15 protein-coding genes are annotated in these 19564 nt (G+C 54.3%); 9 read left to right on the forward strand and 6 right to left on the reverse strand.

The window, feature by feature from the left end; all coding sequences use genetic code 11:
• Window positions 1–11: 11 nt before the first annotated feature.
• Together EKM90_RS04220 and helD are read right to left on the reverse strand one after the other, a co-directional pair.
• Complete coding sequence (locus EKM90_RS04220) at window positions 12–479, reverse strand: acyl-CoA thioesterase (RefSeq protein WP_125579998.1); 468 nt, start codon at window positions 477–479, stop codon at window positions 12–14.
• Window positions 480–483: 4 nt separating this feature from the next.
• Complete coding sequence (helD, locus tag EKM90_RS04225) at window positions 484–2772, reverse strand: RNA polymerase recycling motor HelD (RefSeq protein ID WP_275403564.1); 2289 nt, start codon at window positions 2770–2772, stop codon at window positions 484–486.
• 767 nt (window positions 2773–3539) lie between these two features.
• Between helD and EKM90_RS04230 the strand changes: the two genes are divergently transcribed.
• The 7 genes from EKM90_RS04230 to EKM90_RS04255 all read left to right on the forward strand — a co-directional run bounded on the left by EKM90_RS04230 (window position 3540) and on the right by EKM90_RS04255 (window position 10840).
• Complete coding sequence (locus EKM90_RS04230; RefSeq protein ID WP_125580000.1) at window positions 3540–5363, forward strand: monovalent cation:proton antiporter family protein; 1824 nt, start codon at window positions 3540–3542, stop codon at window positions 5361–5363.
• Between the two features lie 48 nt (window positions 5364–5411).
• Window positions 5412–6317, forward strand: a complete 906-nt coding sequence (locus EKM90_RS04235) for a proline-specific peptidase family protein (protein ID WP_125580002.1) — start codon at window positions 5412–5414, stop codon at window positions 6315–6317.
• 65 nt (window positions 6318–6382) lie between these two features.
• Window positions 6383–7222, forward strand: coding sequence for an aminoglycoside 6-adenylyltransferase (locus EKM90_RS04240; protein ID WP_164507848.1), 840 nt, complete (start codon window positions 6383–6385; stop codon window positions 7220–7222).
• A gap of 375 nt (window positions 7223–7597) precedes the next feature.
• Window positions 7598–8260 carry a histidine phosphatase family protein gene (locus EKM90_RS04245; protein WP_125580006.1) on the forward strand — a complete coding sequence of 221 codons (663 nt, stop codon included), beginning with the start codon at window positions 7598–7600 and terminating at the stop codon, window positions 8258–8260.
• 10 nt (window positions 8261–8270) lie between these two features.
• Window positions 8271–8825, forward strand: a complete 555-nt coding sequence (locus tag EKM90_RS04250; RefSeq protein WP_225422719.1) for a TetR/AcrR family transcriptional regulator C-terminal domain-containing protein — start codon at window positions 8271–8273, stop codon at window positions 8823–8825.
• Window positions 8826–8971: 146 nt separating this feature from the next.
• Window positions 8972–9115 (forward strand): hypothetical protein, encoded by a 144-nt coding sequence (locus EKM90_RS12755; protein WP_164507849.1) that lies wholly within the window; start codon window positions 8972–8974, stop codon window positions 9113–9115.
• Window positions 9116–9145: 30 nt separating this feature from the next.
• Window positions 9146–10840, forward strand: coding sequence for an oleate hydratase (locus EKM90_RS04255; RefSeq protein ID WP_125580010.1), 1695 nt, complete (start codon window positions 9146–9148; stop codon window positions 10838–10840).
• 79 nt (window positions 10841–10919) lie between these two features.
• On the opposite strand, the gene EKM90_RS04260 is transcribed toward EKM90_RS04255, so the two are convergent.
• From EKM90_RS04260 to EKM90_RS04270, 3 genes are all read right to left on the reverse strand, one after another.
• Window positions 10920–11444 (reverse strand): hypothetical protein, encoded by a 525-nt coding sequence (locus EKM90_RS04260; protein WP_125580012.1) that lies wholly within the window; start codon window positions 11442–11444, stop codon window positions 10920–10922.
• Between the two features lie 335 nt (window positions 11445–11779).
• On the reverse strand, window positions 11780–13591 hold the full coding sequence (locus tag EKM90_RS04265) for an FtsX-like permease family protein (RefSeq protein WP_125580014.1): 1812 nt from the start codon (window positions 13589–13591) through the stop codon (window positions 11780–11782).
• An 11-nt stretch (window positions 13592–13602) separates the two neighbouring features.
• A complete protein-coding gene (locus tag EKM90_RS04270) occupies window positions 13603–14361 on the reverse strand; it encodes an ABC transporter ATP-binding protein (protein WP_125580016.1) in 759 nt (252 codons plus the stop codon).
• A gap of 311 nt (window positions 14362–14672) precedes the next feature.
• Between EKM90_RS04270 and EKM90_RS04275 the strand changes: the two genes are divergently transcribed.
• Together EKM90_RS04275 and EKM90_RS04280 are read left to right on the forward strand one after the other, a co-directional pair.
• Window positions 14673–16316 carry an APC family permease gene (locus EKM90_RS04275; RefSeq protein WP_125580018.1) on the forward strand — a complete coding sequence of 548 codons (1644 nt, stop codon included), beginning with the start codon at window positions 14673–14675 and terminating at the stop codon, window positions 16314–16316.
• 153 nt (window positions 16317–16469) lie between these two features.
• Window positions 16470–18119, forward strand: a complete 1650-nt coding sequence (locus EKM90_RS04280; protein WP_125580020.1) for an APC family permease — start codon at window positions 16470–16472, stop codon at window positions 18117–18119.
• A 305-nt stretch (window positions 18120–18424) separates the two neighbouring features.
• Here EKM90_RS04280 and EKM90_RS04285 read toward each other — a convergent pair whose 3' ends face one another.
• Window positions 18425–19519, reverse strand: coding sequence for a DUF871 domain-containing protein (locus EKM90_RS04285; RefSeq protein ID WP_125580022.1), 1095 nt, complete (start codon window positions 19517–19519; stop codon window positions 18425–18427).
• Window positions 19520–19564 lie beyond the last annotated feature (45 nt).

Raw genomic sequence — 19564 nt, forward strand, 5'->3', positions numbered from 1 at the left:
GAGGGCGTTGGTTAGTCGATGGTTATGTCCGGCATCGCCTGCCGGGCCACGCGATTGGCAGCAACGCGATCAGCGTAACCGGCTGCGAGCTCAGCGCCCAGCGGCAGGTCAGCTTCCAGACTTGGCAAGGTGCTACCGGGATTGATCACAAAGGTCATCAAGCTCCAGGCGGCCAGGTACTGTTCGCCGGTGTCGAGGTCTTCTCCGACCAGCTTGGTGAACACTTCCAGCGAGCGCTTGCCGCAACCGGTAACGAAGCTGGTGTAGGTCAAAGCGTGGCCGATGAGCACCGGCTTCACATACACCAACCGATCCAAGGAACCGGTGACCATTTTGCTACGGGCGAAGCGATGCGCTGAGATGCTGGCAGTTTCATCCAGCCAAGCCGCGGTTTGGCCACCGAACAAGCTGGCATGTTCATTCATTTGCCCCTGAAAAATCCGGTGGGTGGTCACCGACAGGGTTTCCGACATTAACATAAAGTCACTTCATTTCGTAAAGGTCAGTTGGCACGTCTGCCAGCAGTGGCGATAGTGCCGGACTGGCAAAAATGGTCAGACGATGCATCGCCCGGCTAGCAATGGTATACAGCAATTCACGTTCGTCTTCATGGTGGAAGTTGGCGGCATTGGCTTGCCACAGCACCACGGCATCGAATTCCAGCCCTTTGGCCAGATACGATGGCACCACGATGACGCCGGCGGCCAGGCGCTGATTCTCAGAGCGAATCAGCGTGGTTTTCACGCCGGCCTGTTGCAACTCGGCTTGAACCTGCTCCGCGGCTTCCAGGGTCTTGGCGATGATGGCCGTGGTTTGCTTGGCGGCGTTATCGATGTTGATTTGCTTAACCAAAGTAGCCAGCAGCGCCTGTTCGTCGGCGCGTTGGTACACAATCGGCAGCGGGCCTTGGCGGTTGAAGGCTTCGATTTTCTGGCCGGCTTTCAAAATGGCCTTGGTGAAGTCGGTGACCTGCTTGGTAGAGCGATACGACCGGGTCAGCTGCACCACCCGCGTCTTTTCCGGGTCGAACAGTTTGGACACATCGGCAATCAACGTATGCGAGTTTTCCTTAGTGAAAATCGCCTGGTTGAGATCGCCGAGCAAGGTGAACTTCGCTTTCGGGAAGCTGCGCTGTAGGTAAGCCAGCTGGAACGGCGTGTAGTCTTGGATTTCATCAATGAAGACATAGCGCATGTTGCGTTCGCCATGACGGCCGGTCATCAGATCATACAGGTACAAATATGGCGTCGCGTCGGCCATGGTGAGCTGGCGGGCTTTGAAAGCCTCAACGAACTGATCGACTTCCTCGTCCCATTCGGCGGCGGTCAGGCCGTATTCGGCCAGGTTCAGGTAATGCGGCGCTTCGCGTAGGAAGTGCACATACTGCGCGCGGACGTTCAGGAAGTGATTGCGAACGATGGACTGCTGAATGGTTTGGAAAGCGTCAATGACGATTTTCCGGGCATAGAACTTGTACTCGGCGTCGGAATCCTTGAATTCCTTCTGACCATTCTCCTGCAAACTGCGAATCTGTTCTTCCGACAGGTTTTCGACGGTATCTTGCACCCAGTCGGCCTTCATTTCACTGTCCACTTTGCGGTTCAGCATCGAAAGTAGGCGTTCCTTGGTGGCGCTCAGGCGGTTGCCCAGATGATAATTTTCGTTGTAACTATAGAAAATATCGGCAATGCGTTTACGCGAAATAAAGACCTTACCTTGGAACTTGATGTCGCGGAAGCGCATGTTGGCCGCTTCCAGCGTTTGGGCGTACTGCTCCGTGGCCTTGAAAAAGGCCAGACTGCCCTTAGCTTTGGCGATGGCTTTTTGCGGCTTGGTCAGTTTCGCTTCAAACTGCGAGAACAGGTCCTGTACCTGGATGTTCGGCACACGGCGCGTCACATATTGATAGAAGGTAAACTGCACCATGTTCTGTTCGCCTAATTCCGGCAGCACGTTGCCGATATAATCAGAAAACAGCTGGTTCGGGCTGAACATGATGACTTGACTGGCGGACAAGTTGCCGCGGTAACGGTACAGCAAGTAAGCCACCCGCTGGAGCACCGCCGAAGTCTTCCCGGAACCCGCGGCCCCTTGTACGAAGAGCAAATCAGCCGAGGTGTCACGAATGATTTGGTTTTGTTCGCGCTGAATGGTGGTGACGATACTCTTCATTTGAGTATCGGATTTCTCGTTCAGCACTTCCAGCAGCATCTGATCACCGATCGTTTCGGTGGTGTCGAACATGGTTTGAATCTGACCATTTTCGATGACAAACTGGCGCTTCAAGGAGACGTCAACGGTTTGCGGGCCGTCCGGCGTTTGGTAAGTCACCTTACCCAAGCCGCCGTCATAATAGATGGAACTGATCGGCGCACGCCAGTCGTAGATCAAGAACTTGCCGTTTTTGTTGGTAAAACTGCCGAGGCCGATGTAGATGGTTTCGGGTTTTTCTTGGCCTTCTTGAAAATCGATCCGCGCGAAAAAGGGATTGCCCTTCAGCCGGCGCACCGTGTCCAGTTGCATGGTGGATTGACGCCAAGCATTGCTGCGCTCGTCCAGCAGCTGTTGTTGCTGCTGGATGCTGGCCGCGGTTTCGATGGTTTCAGCGTCATTGGACAGGTTAATTGAGGTGTCAGCAAAAAAGTTCTTATTCAGACTGGTTTCTTCCGCTTTGGTCCGCTCAATTTCCTGGCTCAGGCGATCATCGGCTGCGTCTAGTTCTTTCATCGTCCGATCAAGATGCGCTTGTTCGAACTGCTTTTCTTTATCCACGGGCGCGCCCCCTTAATTGAAAATAATCGTTGTACTATCATACCACTTGTGAAATATGTTCGCAATCAAAGCAAATCGGAATGGGCCGCGGGGAAGGCCGGTGAGGCGCCGGGGCGTAGTGGTCCTGCTGAGGGGTCGGCTGGAGCCAAAAGGCGGTCTCCAGCCTCAGCTATGAGCCGCTATCGCTACGCTCAGCAGCGTCTCATAGCTGACCCCATTCAGCACAGGAGCAGCCTGAAAAGCCCGCAGTCTCCTCGAGTGCTGAATGTTTCGCGGCTGGACCACCACGCCCCTCTGCCTCACCGACCTCCCCCGCTAAATAACAATATCGTCAACTTTTGAGTACCGGTTACTTGATCGGTCCAAAGCCAACGACGATGTTGCATCAATCTGATTAGAATCAATCCGCGCTACTGGGTTAAGCACATTCGAAGCATTGCTCTCCAGAACCCTTCTGTTATCCAGCGGGTGGTGGCGGAGGGCGGAGCTTGGCGGGGGTCTGGCAGTGAATCGATTAGCGACAGGAAGACCGACGCGTACTTTGCGTGGGGCTTCCCAGAGCTAATCGCGGCAAAGTTGAAGACAGCAGGGAGCGAAGCGAGGCTGGCTTCAACTTTAGGTCTGAGACCGGTTTGTGGCTCAGACCGGCCGCACAGCCAGTACCCCCGCCAAGCGGAGCCCACCGCCACCACCCGCGACCGCACACACAAGCACGCCGAGCCAAGTTGCGGTAAAATAAGCTCAACTTTGCTTGGGAGGCATGTTTTATGGAAAGTACATCCCTGCTCGTCGTGTTGTTTGCGGCGCTACTCATTCCGCTGCTGATGGCACGGTTCAACATTCACAGCGTGCCCACCGCGGTGGCGGAGATCATCGTCGGCATTGTGCTGGGGAAAAGTCTGCTGGGCTGGGTGGCCACCAACAGCGTGCTGGAGGAATTGCGCAGCTTGGGCGTGATTGTGCTGATTTTTCTGTCCGGGATGGAAATCGACTTTTCCTTATTTAAGCCGCAGAAGAATACCACCGGCAAAATTGGTATCGCTAAGCTCGCCTTTCTCGGCTACGGCAGCATCATTCTCGTCGCGCTGGGCTTCAGCTATTTGCTCAAGCTGATGGGCCTGTACTCGCATGTCGGGTTCGCGGCGATTATTTTCGCCACGGTGGCGCTGGGCGTGGTCATTGCCGCGCTCAAAGAAAAGGAGCTGCTCAGCAAACCCTTTGGCCAAACCATTCTCTTGCTGGCAGCACTGGGCGAGGTGCTACCGCTGATTGCCTTGACCGTTTACCAAAACCTCAACGGCACGAGCTCGCGCAGCGTCTGGCTACTACTGTTGATTTTCCTGGCGGCAATCGTGTTGCTGCTCCGGTTCCGCAAGCCTTACCAGTGGTTCGCTCAAATCGATAAAAGCACCACCCAGCTGGACATCCGGTTGGCGTTTTTCCTGATTGTCACACTGGTCACAGTGGCAGAGTCAGTCGGCGCGGAAAATATCCTCGGCGCCTTCTTAGCCGGAATGGTGATGAAACTCCTGCAACCGCGGGAGGAAACGCAAGACAAGCTGACTTCGCTCGGTTACGGCTTCTTCATTCCAATTTTCTTCATTATGACCGGCGCCAACATCGATCTGCGGCAACTGCTGCAGGAACCCAAGAGTCTCGCGCTGATTCCGATTTTGCTGATTGGCTTCTTCGCGGCTAAAGTGGCACTGGTGCCGCTACTGATGCTGCGGTTCCGCAAGCATAACGCGCTGGCAGGGACCTTCTTGACGGCCACCACCATCACGCTGGTCATCCCCGCGCTGTCCGTGGGCCGGAGTCTGGGCATCATCAGCACCACCCAAAGCGGCGCCTTCACGTTAGCCGCGGTGATCACCTGCATCGTCTCGCCGATTTTGTTCAATACCTTCTACGTGGCGGAAAAAGAAGACTTCAAGAAGACCCGCGTGCACTTCATCGGGGCCAACCTCACCACCGTGCCGATTGCCCAGCAGCTGAGCAAGGGCTTGTATGACGTCCACCTGTACACCGACGACCCAGAAAAGTACAAAACCTACAACTCCGAAGTTGACGTCACCCTACTGCCGCAGTTGGACGAGGCCACGTTGCGGGAGGCGCACGCTTTTGACACCGACATCGTGACCTTAGCTTATTTTGACCACACCAAAAACGTGGCGCTGGCCAAATGGGCGCTGGCGGCGAAGGTCCCACGGATCATCGCGCGCTTTGAAGCCAAAAACGCCAGCGATTCCGAATACGATGACCTGGCCGCGCAAGGCGTGGAAATCTACAACACCTTTGAAACCAACATTGCCATGCTGCGCAGCCTGATTGAAACGCCATCGACGCTGAAGATTTTGGAAGACACCGAAGCCGGTATTTTCGAAATCGTCGTCAACAACCGGCGCTTCACCGGCCTCGAAGTCAAGAACCTACCCTTCGTCAACGACATCACCATCAGTCAAATCTTCCGCGACAATCATTTCATCGCCCCGCATGGCGATACTCAGATACACCTCGGGGACCATATTATTTTCTCCGGGGATAAAAAAGGGATTGCGCAAATCCGCGCCCAGTTTGAGAAGCAGAACTAGAGGCGGCGTGCTACAATGAGATTATTCTAATGAAATGCGGTGACCAACATGAAGCAAGGAACCACGATTTTAACGCTTGATAACGGCTACCACCTTTGGACCAACACACAAGGCGAAGGCGACATTCATTTGCTTTGCTTGCATGGCGGCCCTGGCGGCAACCACGAATACTGGGAAAATTTCGGCGAAGAACTCGCTGATCTCGGGGTGCAGGTCCACATGTACGACCAGCTGGGCAGCTTTTACTCGGATCAGCCCGACTATTCCGACCCAGAAATTGCGGCCAAGTACCTGACCACGGATTATTTCCTGGGTGAAGTCGAAGAAGTGCGCCAAAAGCTCGGCCTCGATCATTTTTACCTGATTGGCCAAAGCTGGGGTGGCGCGTTGACGCAGCTTTACGCCCTCAAGTACGGCGAACACCTTAAAGGCGCCATCATCTCGTCCATGATCGACAACATCGACGAATATGTTGAACACATCAACCTCGTGCGCGAAGAGGCGCTGCCGCCTTCCGCGGTGGCTTACATGAAAAAGGTCGAAGCTGAAGGTAACTGGAAAGATCCGAAGTACCAAGGCTTTGTCGATATCTTGAACAAAGGCTACGTCGACCGCAAGCAGCCACCGGCCATCTCTCACCTGATTGATACCACCGGCACCGCGGTTTACAACGCCTTCCAAGGCGACAATGAATTCGTCGTCACCGGCAAGCTCAAGGATTGGGACATTCGCGACCAAATCCACAACATTCAAGTGCCAACCTTGCTGACCTTTGGGGAACACGAAACCATGCCAATGCGCTCAGCGCAACGCATGGCAGAAGTCATTCCACATGCCCGCCTCGTAACCACCCCAGATGGCGGTCATCACCACATGATCGACAACGCGCCAGTTTACTTCGCCCATCTGAAGCAATTTATCCAAGACGTCGAAACGGGTAACTTTAACGATTAATCTGATTAGCCAACTTAGCGGCCCTTGCTGTTAAGTTGGCTATTTTTAAAGCTTGGAGGATGCTCATGACCGATTTACAAACCCTCATTGCCTTGGCCGAAAAGAACCCCAATATCGTCGCCATCGGCACAGAAGGCGCTAGCAATAACCCGGCGCTTGAACCAGACGTCTGGACCGACCTAGATGTCACGTTATTCTGCCAAAATCCTAGTCAAGAAGACGGCAGGGTGTGGATCAAAGCCCTCGGTGACCCAACCTTGGTGCAACACCTCACCCACCAGCAACTGTTTGACGCGTCTGCTCAATGGGAATGCTGGCTCACCCGCTACCCCGGCACGCGGCGGGTGGATTTCAAACTCGCCCCTGCCTCAGACATGACGGCATACCTCGCCGGTGATCACCTCAATGGCATCGTCTGGCGCCAAGGTCAGCTAGTGGAACCGGGAACCACCGACGCCAGCAGCCATTTTCTCCCTGTACCCAGGCAAGCGGACTATGACGCCGCCGTCAACGAGCTGGTGTGGATCGCCGGCAATGTGGTTAAAGGCCTCGGTCGGCGTAATCTCCTCTACGCCAATGAGCAATTCAATCAACACCTGCGCCCACAGCTCCTGCTTCTGCTGGCTTATCGCGAAACTATTAACGACCACGGCCAATTCGACCCTGGCGTGAACGGGAAGAACCTGTGGCCGCGGCTGACCGCAGCCGAGCAGCAACAACTCGCTGTCACCTATAACCAGGCCACGCTTCAAGCGACAAGAGCCAGTCTGACCCAGCTCCTCACTTTCGCTGATCAGCTGATTGAAGGTTTCGCTCAAGCCAATCAGTTTGTGCAACCTGATTGGCTGGACCGCGCCGAGGAACAACTCTACAACTGGCTTAACGATAACAGTCTGTTGGCTTAACCAGCCAGCTACTGCTAGCTTAGTGTCACCGCTACTGTTATCGAGCGGGTGGCGGTGAGGGGGGCGGAGCTTGGGGCGCGCGGCCAGCAGTGAAACGATGAGGACTAGTCAGACTGTGGTTTTCAGGCTGACCAGTCCTCATCGCGGCAATTCTGGAGACTCAGAATGAGGCTCCAGAATTAGGTCCGAGACCGCTTTTTGGCTCGGACCGGCCGCACAGCAGGCCACGCGCCCCAGGCGGAGCCCCCTCACCGTCACCCGCGGCCGCACAGCCAGCACCCCCGCCAAGCGGAGCCCACTCGCCGCAACCCGCGGCCCGTATCCAACCAGTAGAATGTGCTAAACTAGAGGTAACAAAACGCGGAGGTAAGCACAATGAAAACGGTCACGGTTTACATGGTTCGCCACGGCCAAACGTGGTTCAACAAATTCAACAAAATGCAAGGCTGGTCCGACTCGCCGCTCACCGACAAAGGCATCGCTGACGGTAAGCGCGCCGGCCAAGCCCTGCGCCACATCACCTTCACCCACGCTTACTGCAGTGACACCACGCGCGCCACGCGCACCGCGGAATTCGTGTTGGAAAAGAACTTCAACAGCCCGGTGCAGCTCACCGCCACCCCGTTATTCCGCGAGCAATTCTACGGCTATTTTGAAGGTGAAGACTCACCGAAGACCTGGTACGCAGTCGGCGCTCCGCATGGGGCCAACACCTTCAAGGAATTGATTGAAAAATTCGGCGTCGATGCTTCCAAAGATTTCATGCACGAAGCCGACCCCTTCCATGACGCCGAAAACGCGCTGACCTACTGGAATCGGCTGCAAAAAGGCTTCAAGCTGCTGCGCGATGAAAATCAAAACGGCGATAACGTGCTGCTAGTCACCCATGGCACCACCATTCGCAGCATTATCGACAAATTCGGCAAACCTGATGGCTGGACCGTCACTGACAGCCCGCGCAACGGCTCAATTTCGCGCATCGCCCTCACCGATGAAGGCATCAAGGTGCTCGGCTACAACGAACTCACCCTCGTTTAGGGAGGCCCTCATGGCAACTGACACCAAAGCAGTGCTCGCCCGCACCTTGCGCGACATGATGGCCACCACCGCGCTGGATCACATCACCATCAGCGCGCTGACCGCCAAAGCCGGCGTGACCCGGAACACCTTTTACTACCACTTCGAGGACATTTACTCACTGCTAGCCTGGATTTACGACCAGGAAATTGTGACGCAGATGGCCAAGTACGCCCAGATCACCGAATGGCAAAAGGCCTACCGCGTGCTGCTGGATTACATCGATGATAACCGCAGCTTTTGTATTGCTTCCTTCCACTCGGTAGCGCGTGACTTGCTGGAGCAGTTGCTAGCCACCGTTGCTGATGCCCTGGTGCGCTCAGTGGTCAATGACGCCGATCCTTCACTGCCCAAACCGTTGACGGATGACATCTGCAACTTCTTCGGCCTGGCGATTGTGGCCCAGGTCATTCAGTGGCTGATGGAAGGCATGACCGTGCCGAAAAAGACCTTGGTGCATCGCGCCGACATCATGCTCACCGGCGCCGTCCAAAACGCCATTCGCAATGCGCAAACGCTAGGTTAACCAAACCGCGCCAGCTGGGGCGGTTTTTTGTGTGAATCAGAAAACCATACTATTCCTTAAGCATTTTTTGGGCAACTCGCGTAGGTTGCCCATTTTTTTGCATACGTTTTCTTTCTACACTTAAGACGTAAAGAAAGGTGGTCTGAATGATGAAAAAAACACACACGCTCCTCACCCTAGGTTTAATCGTTGGCGCCGCAGTTGGGGCAACGGTTTACACCTTGAAGAAAATGGACTGGTGGCACGATGACGCCAAAGACTATGCGATTTTCGAATCGCAGCGCGACTAGGCATTCGGCTTAAGGAAAGAAGGCTTTTTGATGATTAAACACAAAGCAATTATGATTGGCGCCGGCTTGGCCAACATGGCCGCGGCCATCTATCTGATTCAGGAAGGCAAATGGGATGGCAGTGCCATCACCTTCTACAGTCTGGACGATCACGGCTCTAACGACGGCAGCGCCGCTACTGAGCAAGCCGCGGACTACTGGAACAAGGAACATCCTGTGGAAAACAGCCAGGGCTTCGTGGCGCGGGGCGGGCGGATGCTGAACTACCGGACTTATGTGGATCTAATGGACCTGCTGAGCCGGGTGCAGTCCGTGACTGAACCAGGCATGACGGCAGCGGAAGATACACGCGATTTTGATGCTAAGCACCGCACCTTGGATAAGGCGCGCCTGCTGCGCCGCGGCGATGGCATTCTGAATGCCGGGAAGTTGGGCTTAAACAATCAAGACCGCATGCTGCTGACGAAACTGGTGATGATGCCAGATAAGGACGAAGAACAACTGAACAACGTGTCCATCGCTGACTACTTCAAGGACGATCCGCACATGTTTACCACCAACTTCTGGTACATGTGGGAAACCACCTTTGCCTTCCGAACTGCCAGCTCCGCGCAGGAACTGCGGCGCTACATGCACATGATGCTGTACGAATTCACCCAAATCGAGCATCTGGTAGGCGTTAACCGTACCCGCTACAACCAGTACGAAAGCATCATGTTGCCTTTGATCAAATATCTGCAAGACCAAGGCGTCAACATTATTTTGGATAAAATTGTCTCCGATTGGACCTTCAAGGACTCCAAGATGCAAGACGAAATCACCGTCACTGGCCTGGAAGTCACCGATGCCAACTCTGGTGAAGTGGAAAACGTGGCCATTGACGACGATACGGCGGTCATTTTCACCAACGGCTCGATTACCGACTCGGCCACGCTTGGCGACTTCAACACGCCAGCGCCAGAGAACATGGACTACGGCATCGCCGCTTCCCTGTGGAAGAAGGCTGCAGCTCACTTCTACAACCTGGGCGATCCTGACAAGTTCTTCGCCGACCGCGATGCGTCCGAATGGGTCAGCTTCACCTTGACCACCAAGGATCATGTGCTGCTCAATGAAATCACCCGGATCACCACGCAGGTGCCAGGCAACGCCTTGAACTCCTTCTTGAGCACGGCACCAATCACGCCGCTGGGCCAGCCGGATGTCAACATGTCCATCGTGGTGCACCACCAGCCGCACTTCACCACCCAAAGGCCAAACGAAAGTGTCATTTGGGGCTACTTCCTGTATCCACGGCGCACCGGTGAATTCGTGCCGAAGCCGTACATCGAAATGACCGGGGAAGAAATGCTCAAGGAACTGCTTGGTCAGCTGAGCATGGTCGACCCTGGCCCAGTCAACATCAAAACCAAGACCGATGCAATCATGGACTCCGTGATCAACTGCATCCCGGTTTACATGCCATACGCTTCCGCCCTGTTCAACAACCGGGCGAAGTCTGACCGGCCGCTGGTTATTCCGGCCCACTCAACCAACTTGGCCTTCACCGGTGAATTCGTTGAGCAGCCTTACCAGATGGTCTTTACCGAGCAAAGTGCCGTCCGTTCCGGCGAAATCGCCGCGTACCACTTCGCCGGTATTCCAATGAGTCATTTGGTGGACACCCCGCGCTACGACAAGGATATTCCAACCTTGCTGCGGGCCACCAAGAAGATGTTCGAATAAGCTTTCACCTGCCGCGTCGTCAAGGCGCGGCTTTTTGATTCAAAAACCGCCGCTGAAGATTCAGCGGCGGTTGCTTGGTTTATAAGAATTGAGGATGGAACTTGAAACTGATTTCAGGATCCGGCGCGGTATCCGTCAGCTGCAAATGGAAGACGTTCTGGCGGTCGAATTTCTTCAGGCCGGAAGCGATGAAAATATACGTGTCCTTCACGTTCAATTCTAGCTGAATGGTTTCGCCATTTTCAATCGGACAGCAAGCGGCATAACCGTTGATCATCACATACACCGTGCTAGCGAGGCGGTTCTTCTCGCGGGTAATGGTCAGCGTGTGCGGCGCCGCCAAGCGTTCGGCTGCGGCTGCCTCATGCGGAATGGCCTCAAAGCGGCGCCCGCATTCCAGACACTGCAGCTCAGCCGGCCGGTACAGCACTGGCTGCACGGAGTTATCCGCCATCACCATTTTCATCCGCAATTTTTTATGCGCTAATTTTACCGGAACAAATTGCGTGCTTTCACAATGCGGGCACTGCATCCCCGCCAAACTTGGGTACGCGATGGTGGCCACTTCTTGGGCCACGGTCCCCAAAGCTTCCTGCTCGATCATGTCTACTCCCCCTGGCGCCAGGATGAATACCACGACGCCATCGCTTTACGCTAAATATTTCAGCAGAGTTACGTGCCAAAAGGCCGGAGCCGAACATGCAGCTACGCTTTACACCGAGTCCAAAGTTCGGACTGGGTGTAAAGCTAGGCTACCTGTCGGCTCCAAGACCGCCTTTTGACACAGCCCCCCGCTTTTAAAAACGAGAGCTAGAATACCGCGCAGGGCATGGCTTGTCAAGCGGTCTTGACACACACCCAGCTAATCGTTGCTACGGCAGGCTTTTAGGCACACAAAAACGCGACTGGCGCGGCCGCCAATCGCGTTTGGGCAAATCATTAATCGGTGGCGATATCTTTCTTCACCACAATGCGTTCGTACAGCCAAACGGTAATCAGGTAATACAGACCGTACAGGACAATGAAGATGCCAAATGGAATATACAAGTTGTGGTAAGGCTGCTGGATCAGGCCCTTGAACAGTTGCAAGCCGAACAGCACATGCACCACCCCTAGTAAGCCAGGGAAGAAGAACAAGGCGCCGATTTCTTGGCGAATGGAGCGCCGCAACAACTGCGGCCGCACGCCGATTTTCTGGAGCATCAGATAGCGCCCTTGATCATAGTTGGCACCACTGAGAATCTTGAACATCAACGTTGAAGCCAGCATCGCCAAGAAGGCAATGCCAAGGAAGAAGCCCATGAAGGCCATCCCAGAGAACATCCCATTGATCAAGGTATAATAGGCAAACTTCTGGCCTGCTTCATCCGCCGACTTGAAGCCGTTTTGCTTAGCAGTGGTCTTGGCGAGCTTTTCAATGACGTCGTAGTTAGCCCGGAAGTCCGATACTTGGTAAGTCGTCGCCACATGGGTTTTACCGCCAAGCGCGGCGAATTGGGCCGCCGAAGCGACGGTCACATTCTTACCAAAATCAGCTTTGGTCAAAAACTGGGTCAACTGCTGTGGCGCCATATCAGCCGCCTTGGCAAAGTTCTTCGCCGTCACTTTGGTGGGCGTCACGCCGCCCAGGCGATAGGTGGTGACCAAAAGCAACGGATTTTTGGCCAACTCCGCGGCATCGAAGTACACGTGCTTTTGATCAGCCTTCAGATGGTAGGCGGTTTGGCTGGTGACGCCAGTCAGCTTTTTGGCTTCAGCCTGGGTGCTGGCAGTGGCGTCAACGGTCACAACATCATAGGTATTTTGCATGCTGGCCAAAGTCGGAATGTCGCGTTCAAAGCCCATCCCGGTGGTAATGGCGCCTAGCGCCAAGGCGAACAGAATGGACACGACCGCCAAAATCTTGGTGTAATCACGAATCCGGAAGCTCAACTGACTCAAGGTGAAGGTGCGCAGGTTTTTGGCCGCAAAACGTTGGTTTTTCTTGAGCAAGCCAATCAGCCACACCAAAAGTGAGTTGAACAGAAAATACGAACCCAGCACGATGGTCACTAACGCTAGAGCTAGGCCGGCCATTTGCAAGGTATTGAGCTGTTGCATCGCCCAATAGCCAATGCCCAGTAGAACCAGCGCCAAAATGGCTTGCAAGGTCAGGCGCAGCGGCTTGAGTTGAAGGCGATTAGGCGTTTGCGCCGCGTGCAGGAGCGACAGCACCGGGGTCTTGAGTAAGTTGTGGGCATTGACGAACGCTGCCACCACAAACATCAACACGAAAAAGGCAAAAGTGGCCAGCAAAGCCGGCAGCCATAGCGCCGCGAAGTGCGTGGCCGCGGCATGTAGTTGGGCCATCAGGAGCTGCCCGACCAAACTAGTCAGGCCAACACCGACCACGACGCCCACTGCCGCGGCCAAAATACCGACCGTGACGGTTTCAATAAAAATCAGTTGGGCGATTTTGCGGCTTTTGGCCCCCAGCATCATAAACATCGCGTAGTCGCGCTGGCGCATACTCATCAGAAACGAGTTCGCGTACACAATGTAAACGGTGGTGATGATAATCAGCAGCACTTCCCCGAGGCCGAAGATGACCGAGGTCATCCCCACTGCTGAGTTTTGACTCAAGAAGTCCTTGTTGGTGGCCAAGGCCATGAACATGTAAAACACCGCACTGGCAATGACCAAACCGGAGAACAGGACCGCATAGTCACGAAAGCGAGATTTGATCCCGCCTAAAGCTAATTTACGTAACATGGGGATCCTCCTTACTGCTGAAAGGTGCCGAGCGTGCTCAGGATTTCCTGATAGAACTGCTCTTGCGTCTTATCGCCGTGCACCAATTCCTGCCCGATTTGGCCATCTTTGATGAACAAAATGCGCTGAGCGTAGCTGGCAGAGAACGGATCATGGGTCACCAGCAAAATCGAGACGTGCTCTTGCTCATTCAAGTGCTTCATCGTGTTCAGCAGCTCGCGGGCGGATTGCGAGTCCAAAGCCCCAGTGGGTTCATCCCCGAACAAAATCGCCGGTTGCTGCACTAACGCGCGCGCCGCTGCCACCCGCTGCTTTTGGCCGCCGGATAGTTCGGTCGGATAGTGATCCAGCACGCCTTCGATGCCCAGCGTGGTGGCAATTTTGTCCACCGCTGCTTGCTGCTGTTTGTGACTGACGTTTTGCAGTGCCATGGGCAAGGCAATGTTTTCGCGGGCGGTCAGGTTCTCCAGCAAATTGAAGTCTTGGAAGATAAACCCGACTTGCTGGGCGCGAAAATCAGACAGTTGATTGCCTTTCAGCCCGGTCACATCTTTGCCGTTGATGGCCACGCTGCCGGCAGTGGGCCGATCCAGCGTGCTTAAGATGTTCAGTAAGGTGGTTTTCCCGGAACCAGAAGCCCCCATAATGCCCACGAATTCCCCAGGTTGCACGTCAAAGGTCACGCCTTTTAGGGCCTGATATTGTTTCTCGCCGGCTTTCCCATAGATTTTCGTCACGTCATGGACACTGACGACTGGTTGTTGTGTCATAATGATTTCCTCCATTTGCTTCCGGCCGCAGCCGGTTTGTCTATGCATCTATGTTACCCTACCGCTGCCGCTTGCGGCCTAACGAATGGCCAGTTTCAGCTAACAGCTTTGTAAGGCATTTAATCAAATCGCAAACTTTTTTCAGAAAATAGCTAGACCTGACCGCAGATTCAGTTAAAATGGCTAATAGTGTCATTATTTTTCACTGCACACTCGCGACAGTCTGCGCAGCGGTTAGGAGTCCCTCATGCTACGCAACAAAGCCCCGGGCCTTAAGTCATTGGCTGTTTCAATTGACTTGAGGAGAAAAAATGCAAACTGAAAATGAAAAATCGCACTACATTCCCTGGTTCATCATTGGCTTGATGGACTTCGTGACTGTCATTGGCTTCGACGATATTATTTACAACTTCCGTAATCAAGGCCTGGTGGCGCTGTTCACTTGGGTCCTGATGACCTTCTTTTACGTGATTCCTTACAACTTGATTGTCGCGCACATGGGCTCGACCTTCTCAGAAGAAGGCGGCGGCATCACTTCCTGGATGCGCCAAACCAACGGCGATACGGTGGGCTATTTTGCCGGCTGGTTCTATTGGATCACCGAACTACCTTACGTGGTGGATGTGGCCAACTCGGTCATCATTTCCGCCGGCTGGATTCTCAACGGCGATGGCAACATTCAATCGCATATGGGTAACGCCTGGTTCGGTATTTTGTCCGCTTTCGTGTTCGTGGTCTTCATCTGGCTGGAGCACTTGTTCAAAAACAAGAGCCTAGAAGTGATGTCCACCATCGGCGGTATTGCGATGTTCGGCATGACGGTGCTGTTCGTCATTATGACCTTCGTGGGATTGAAACAAGGCCGCGCGATTGCGACCCATCCCTTCAACCTGCAAGCCTTCATGCCCAAGCACTTCTGGAGTTTCCGCTTTCTGTCCACGTTCGGCCTGTTCGTCTTTGCGATGAATGGTTCCGAAATGGCGGCGCCTTACACCGGAAACATGAAGAACCCAAGCCGCGACTTCCCGAAGGCGCTCAAGATGATTGCCATCATGACCATGTTTTTGACGCTGTTCGGCACTTTCTCGTTAGGGGTCTACTTCAACGCCCACAACTTGCCGAATGATCTAAAAATGAACGGGAACTACTACGCGTTCCAGCTGATTGGCCATCAATTCGGACTCGGCAATATTCTGCTTTATACCTTCACGGTTACTCAGCTGTTGTATGACTTGGCCCAGCTGGCGATTCTGCTCGATGGCTCGACTCGGATTTTCCTGGCCGATGTCAACAAGCGCTTCTTGCCTAAGCAGCTGACCAAAATCAACGCCGATGGCCTGCCGATTAACGGTTACTGGCTGACCACCGCGATTTGCGGGATTATCATGGCGCTGGGCGGCCTGCTGCCGAAGATCAACGACATCTTCAACTGGTTGCTGGATCTAAACGGCATTGTCTCACCCTTTGCCACCTGCTTCTTATTCTGGTCCTTTATGATGCTGCGGCGTCACGCCAAGGACTTCCCGACGCCGGATTATACCTATATCAAATCCGACCGGGCTGGTTTTCTGGTCGGCCTTTGGATGTTCAGCGTCACCTTTATCTTGGCAGTGATGGGCTTCTTCCCGACTGACTCGGATCCCAAAACCTTCATCACCATGTTATCGCTGAACTTCGCTGTGCCTGCCGGCATGATTATCCTCGGCTTCATGATGCCCTGGCTGGCCAAACGCCAGCAAACCAACGGGGTCGCATTCGGACCGCGGGCTTGGCAAGTGATCACGGTGCTGTTAGCCATTGGGCTGATGGCCGCCACCACTTATGGCATTAACTTCCGCCTGTTCCCACACATCGTCGGTGGTGAAAAGGTGCTCCTGATTGTGCTCGCCGACGCGGTCATGCTGGGCTTGACGCTGCTGGTCACCCGGCACGGGCGCAAAGGCATTACGGCTTAACTGCCGTTCAGGCTTTAATCCCGACTCTGATGAGCCGGGATTTTTTGGCTTGGGGGCTTTTCCTGAAAACAGCCCTGGTGTAAAATGGTAAAGATTTTTTAAAGGCGGTGGCGTCTGGCCGCTGTATTCGATTGAAACTTGGAGGAAACCTGCATGAAAACACCTGACGAGCAGAAACAATATATCCCTTGGGTCGTGGTTGGCCTGATGGATTTCGTCACCGTTATTGGCTTCGATGATATTATTTATAATTTCCAAAATCAGGGCCTCGTCGCTGTCACCTCATGGGTACTGATGACCTTCCTGTATGTCATTCCGTACAACTTGATTGTGGCGCACATGGGCTCCACCTTCTCCGAACACGGCGGCGGCATCACGTCCTGGATGCGCCAAACCAACGGCGATACCGTGGGCTACTTTGCCGCCTGGTTCTACTGGATCACCGGCCTGCCTTACGTCGTGGATGTGGCCAATTCCGTGGTCATTTCCTTCGGCTGGATTTGGAAAGGGAACGGCAACATTCAGGAGAACTTGGGGAATGCCTGGTTCGGCATTCTGACCGCCGTCATCTTCGTGATTTTCATCTGGCTCCAGCATTTCTTCAAGAACAAGAGTCTGGAAGTCATGTCCACCATTGGCGGCGCGGCGATGTTCATCATGACCGTGCTGTTCGTGGTGATGACCTTCGTCGGCCTGGCCAAAGGTGATCCGATTGCGACGCATCCCTTCAACTTGAAGGCCTTCATGCCCAAAGACTTCCTCAGCCTGAGCTTCCTGTCGACGTTTGGCCTGTTCGTCTTTGCGATGAACGGCTCGGAGCTAGCCGCGCCGTACACGGCGGATATGAAACATCCAGCCAAGGATTTTCCGAAGGCCCTGAAGATGATTGCCATCATGACGATGTTCCTCACCTTACTGGGCACCTTCTCCTTGGGCGTGTACTTCAATGCCCACCACCTGCCAAATGACCTGAAAATGAACGGCTCGTACTACGCGTTCTTGGCGATTGGGGAACAATTCGGGCTAGGTAAAGGCCTGATGTACCTCTTCGCCGTGGTGCAAGGCATCTACATGCTGGCGCAACTGGCGGTGATTTTGGACGCCTCCACCCGAGTCTTCCTCTCAGACGTGGCTAAGCGCTTCATGCCGCGCCAGCTCACCAAGAAGAACTCTGATGGCCTGCCGATCAACGGCTACTGGATGACCACCATTTTATGTGCGGTGATCATGGCGCTGGGTGGCTTGCTGCCGCAGATCAACGACATTTTTAACTGGTTGTTAAATCTGAACGGCATCGTGTCCCCGGCTTCCACTTGCTTCTTATTCTGGTCATACCTCATGGTGCGCCTGCATCAAGACCGCTTCCCGAAGCCGGCTTATACCTTCCTCAAAAACCGCACCGTCGGCATCGTCGTCGGCGCCTGGATGCTGGGCATTACGGCGGTGCTGGCCGTGCTGGGCTTCTTCCCCACTGATGCCTCGGCGGATATCTTCGCTTTGGAATTGACGCTGAACATTTTGGTCCCGATTGGCATGATCGTGCTGGGCTTCATGATGCCTTGGATTGCCAAGCGGCAGAACCAGCAAAATGGTAATGCCTTCAGCCCCACCACCTGGCTAGGCTTGACAGTGGTCATCACCGTCTTGCTGCTGGGGCTAGTGAGCTACGGGATGGCCACCAACTTGCTGGTGCACGCCGCCCCGCTGCTGAAATGGGGCGCCATCATCGTAGTCGATGGTGCTTTACTCTTTGTCACCTTGTCCGCCACGCGCAATGGCCGCCGCGGGATCACTGAAGACTAAACCACACGCAAACGGGAGTGCCGAGGCACTCCCGTTTTTGGTTGCAGATGAAGAAGGTTAACGCGTTGCGCGCACTTTCCGTCGGCGCAAGACGGCCACCGTCGCAATGGCGAGCATACCCGCAGCTACCGATGCCGCGATGGGATAGATGTTTGACATGAGCAACACCTCTTTTCTTGTATGGTGTTAGTATGCCAAGCAGATGCGAATAGAATGTGAAGGCTAACCAGTAAAATAATGACCATTCTGGCGTTTTTCTGAGGCCCCGCCCGAAAAAAGGCCCGCCAAGCGGACCTTCACACCAACTAATGATTAGCTTTAACCAGCCGGAACCCGGCCCATGGTTTCAGGCTCTCCAGCAGGAACATTTCTTCAGGGACAACCCGGCCCACGACATTGACTCGGCCGTCATTGACCATCGGCTTCAGCGCAATCTGCAAGCCACCAGCATACCGGTCATAACCCACATTATCGATCAAAAGGTCGCCTGCTTTGATGGGCTCGGTGTGATGCGCCGGAAAATCGCTGGCCTGCTGCTTGCCGCGTTCGTTGGTACTGCGAATTTGATAAGCACTGTGATCGCCGCGATAAGTCTGCCCTTCAGCAAACACCACCGCTTCTTCCGCTGGTGAAATTCCCGGCGTCAGTTCAACGTGAATGCCTGGCGCTGGCGCGTTGAACTCATCGGCCGCCGCCTTGAGCTCCGCCTCGCTGGCGTACGCATTGGCAATGAGCAAATCATCAATCGTATCGAGCATCTTGTAATGTGCCACCTGAGTTTCAATCGGCAAGGTGCGGTGGTCCTCAATCGTGCACATCCCATCTTGCACTGGCCAAGCGCCAAACGTGCCACTTGGAGCGTTGATAAATGCTGCGGTATTCAACCGGTATTTGGTGTAAATCGCCGTGGCCTGATTGAAATAATCCACACTGAGGCCCGTGTAACGCCGCGGATAAAAGTTGTGCGACCCCATCAGGTTTTCGCGGTTAGGCGAGAAGGTCATGATGTTGTCCACATACGGGGTGCCTTGGGACATATTGATTTCAATTTTCAGGTTGTAGGGATTGCGTGTCATCCGCGCTTCTTCCAGGCCGGAAAAGCCTTCGTCCAGCCGCACGCCATAAGCGCCCAAATCATGGAAAAAGCTGAGGTCGTCATAGCTGACACCAAGTTGGGCAAACAGCGCCGGGTTCATGTCCACCATGACCTCCATGCCCAATGCATTCGCCTTGCCGATCACGCGCTTGAAGTTACCGACCACTTCTTCTTGGTCGCCGTTAATTTGCAACAGTGAGGTGAAGACCCGCTTGTAGCCATATTTCGCGGCCAGTTCGAGATACGCCGCGTCCTGTTCATAAGTTGAGCGTTCTGGATAAACGGAAACGCCTAATTTTTTCATCTGTCATCATCCTTTCGCCCCGATTGTAGCACATTGGCCTACACC

The organism is Lacticaseibacillus suibinensis, from assembly GCF_003946175.1.
Classification (GTDB): domain Bacteria; phylum Bacillota; class Bacilli; order Lactobacillales; family Lactobacillaceae; genus Lacticaseibacillus; species Lacticaseibacillus suibinensis.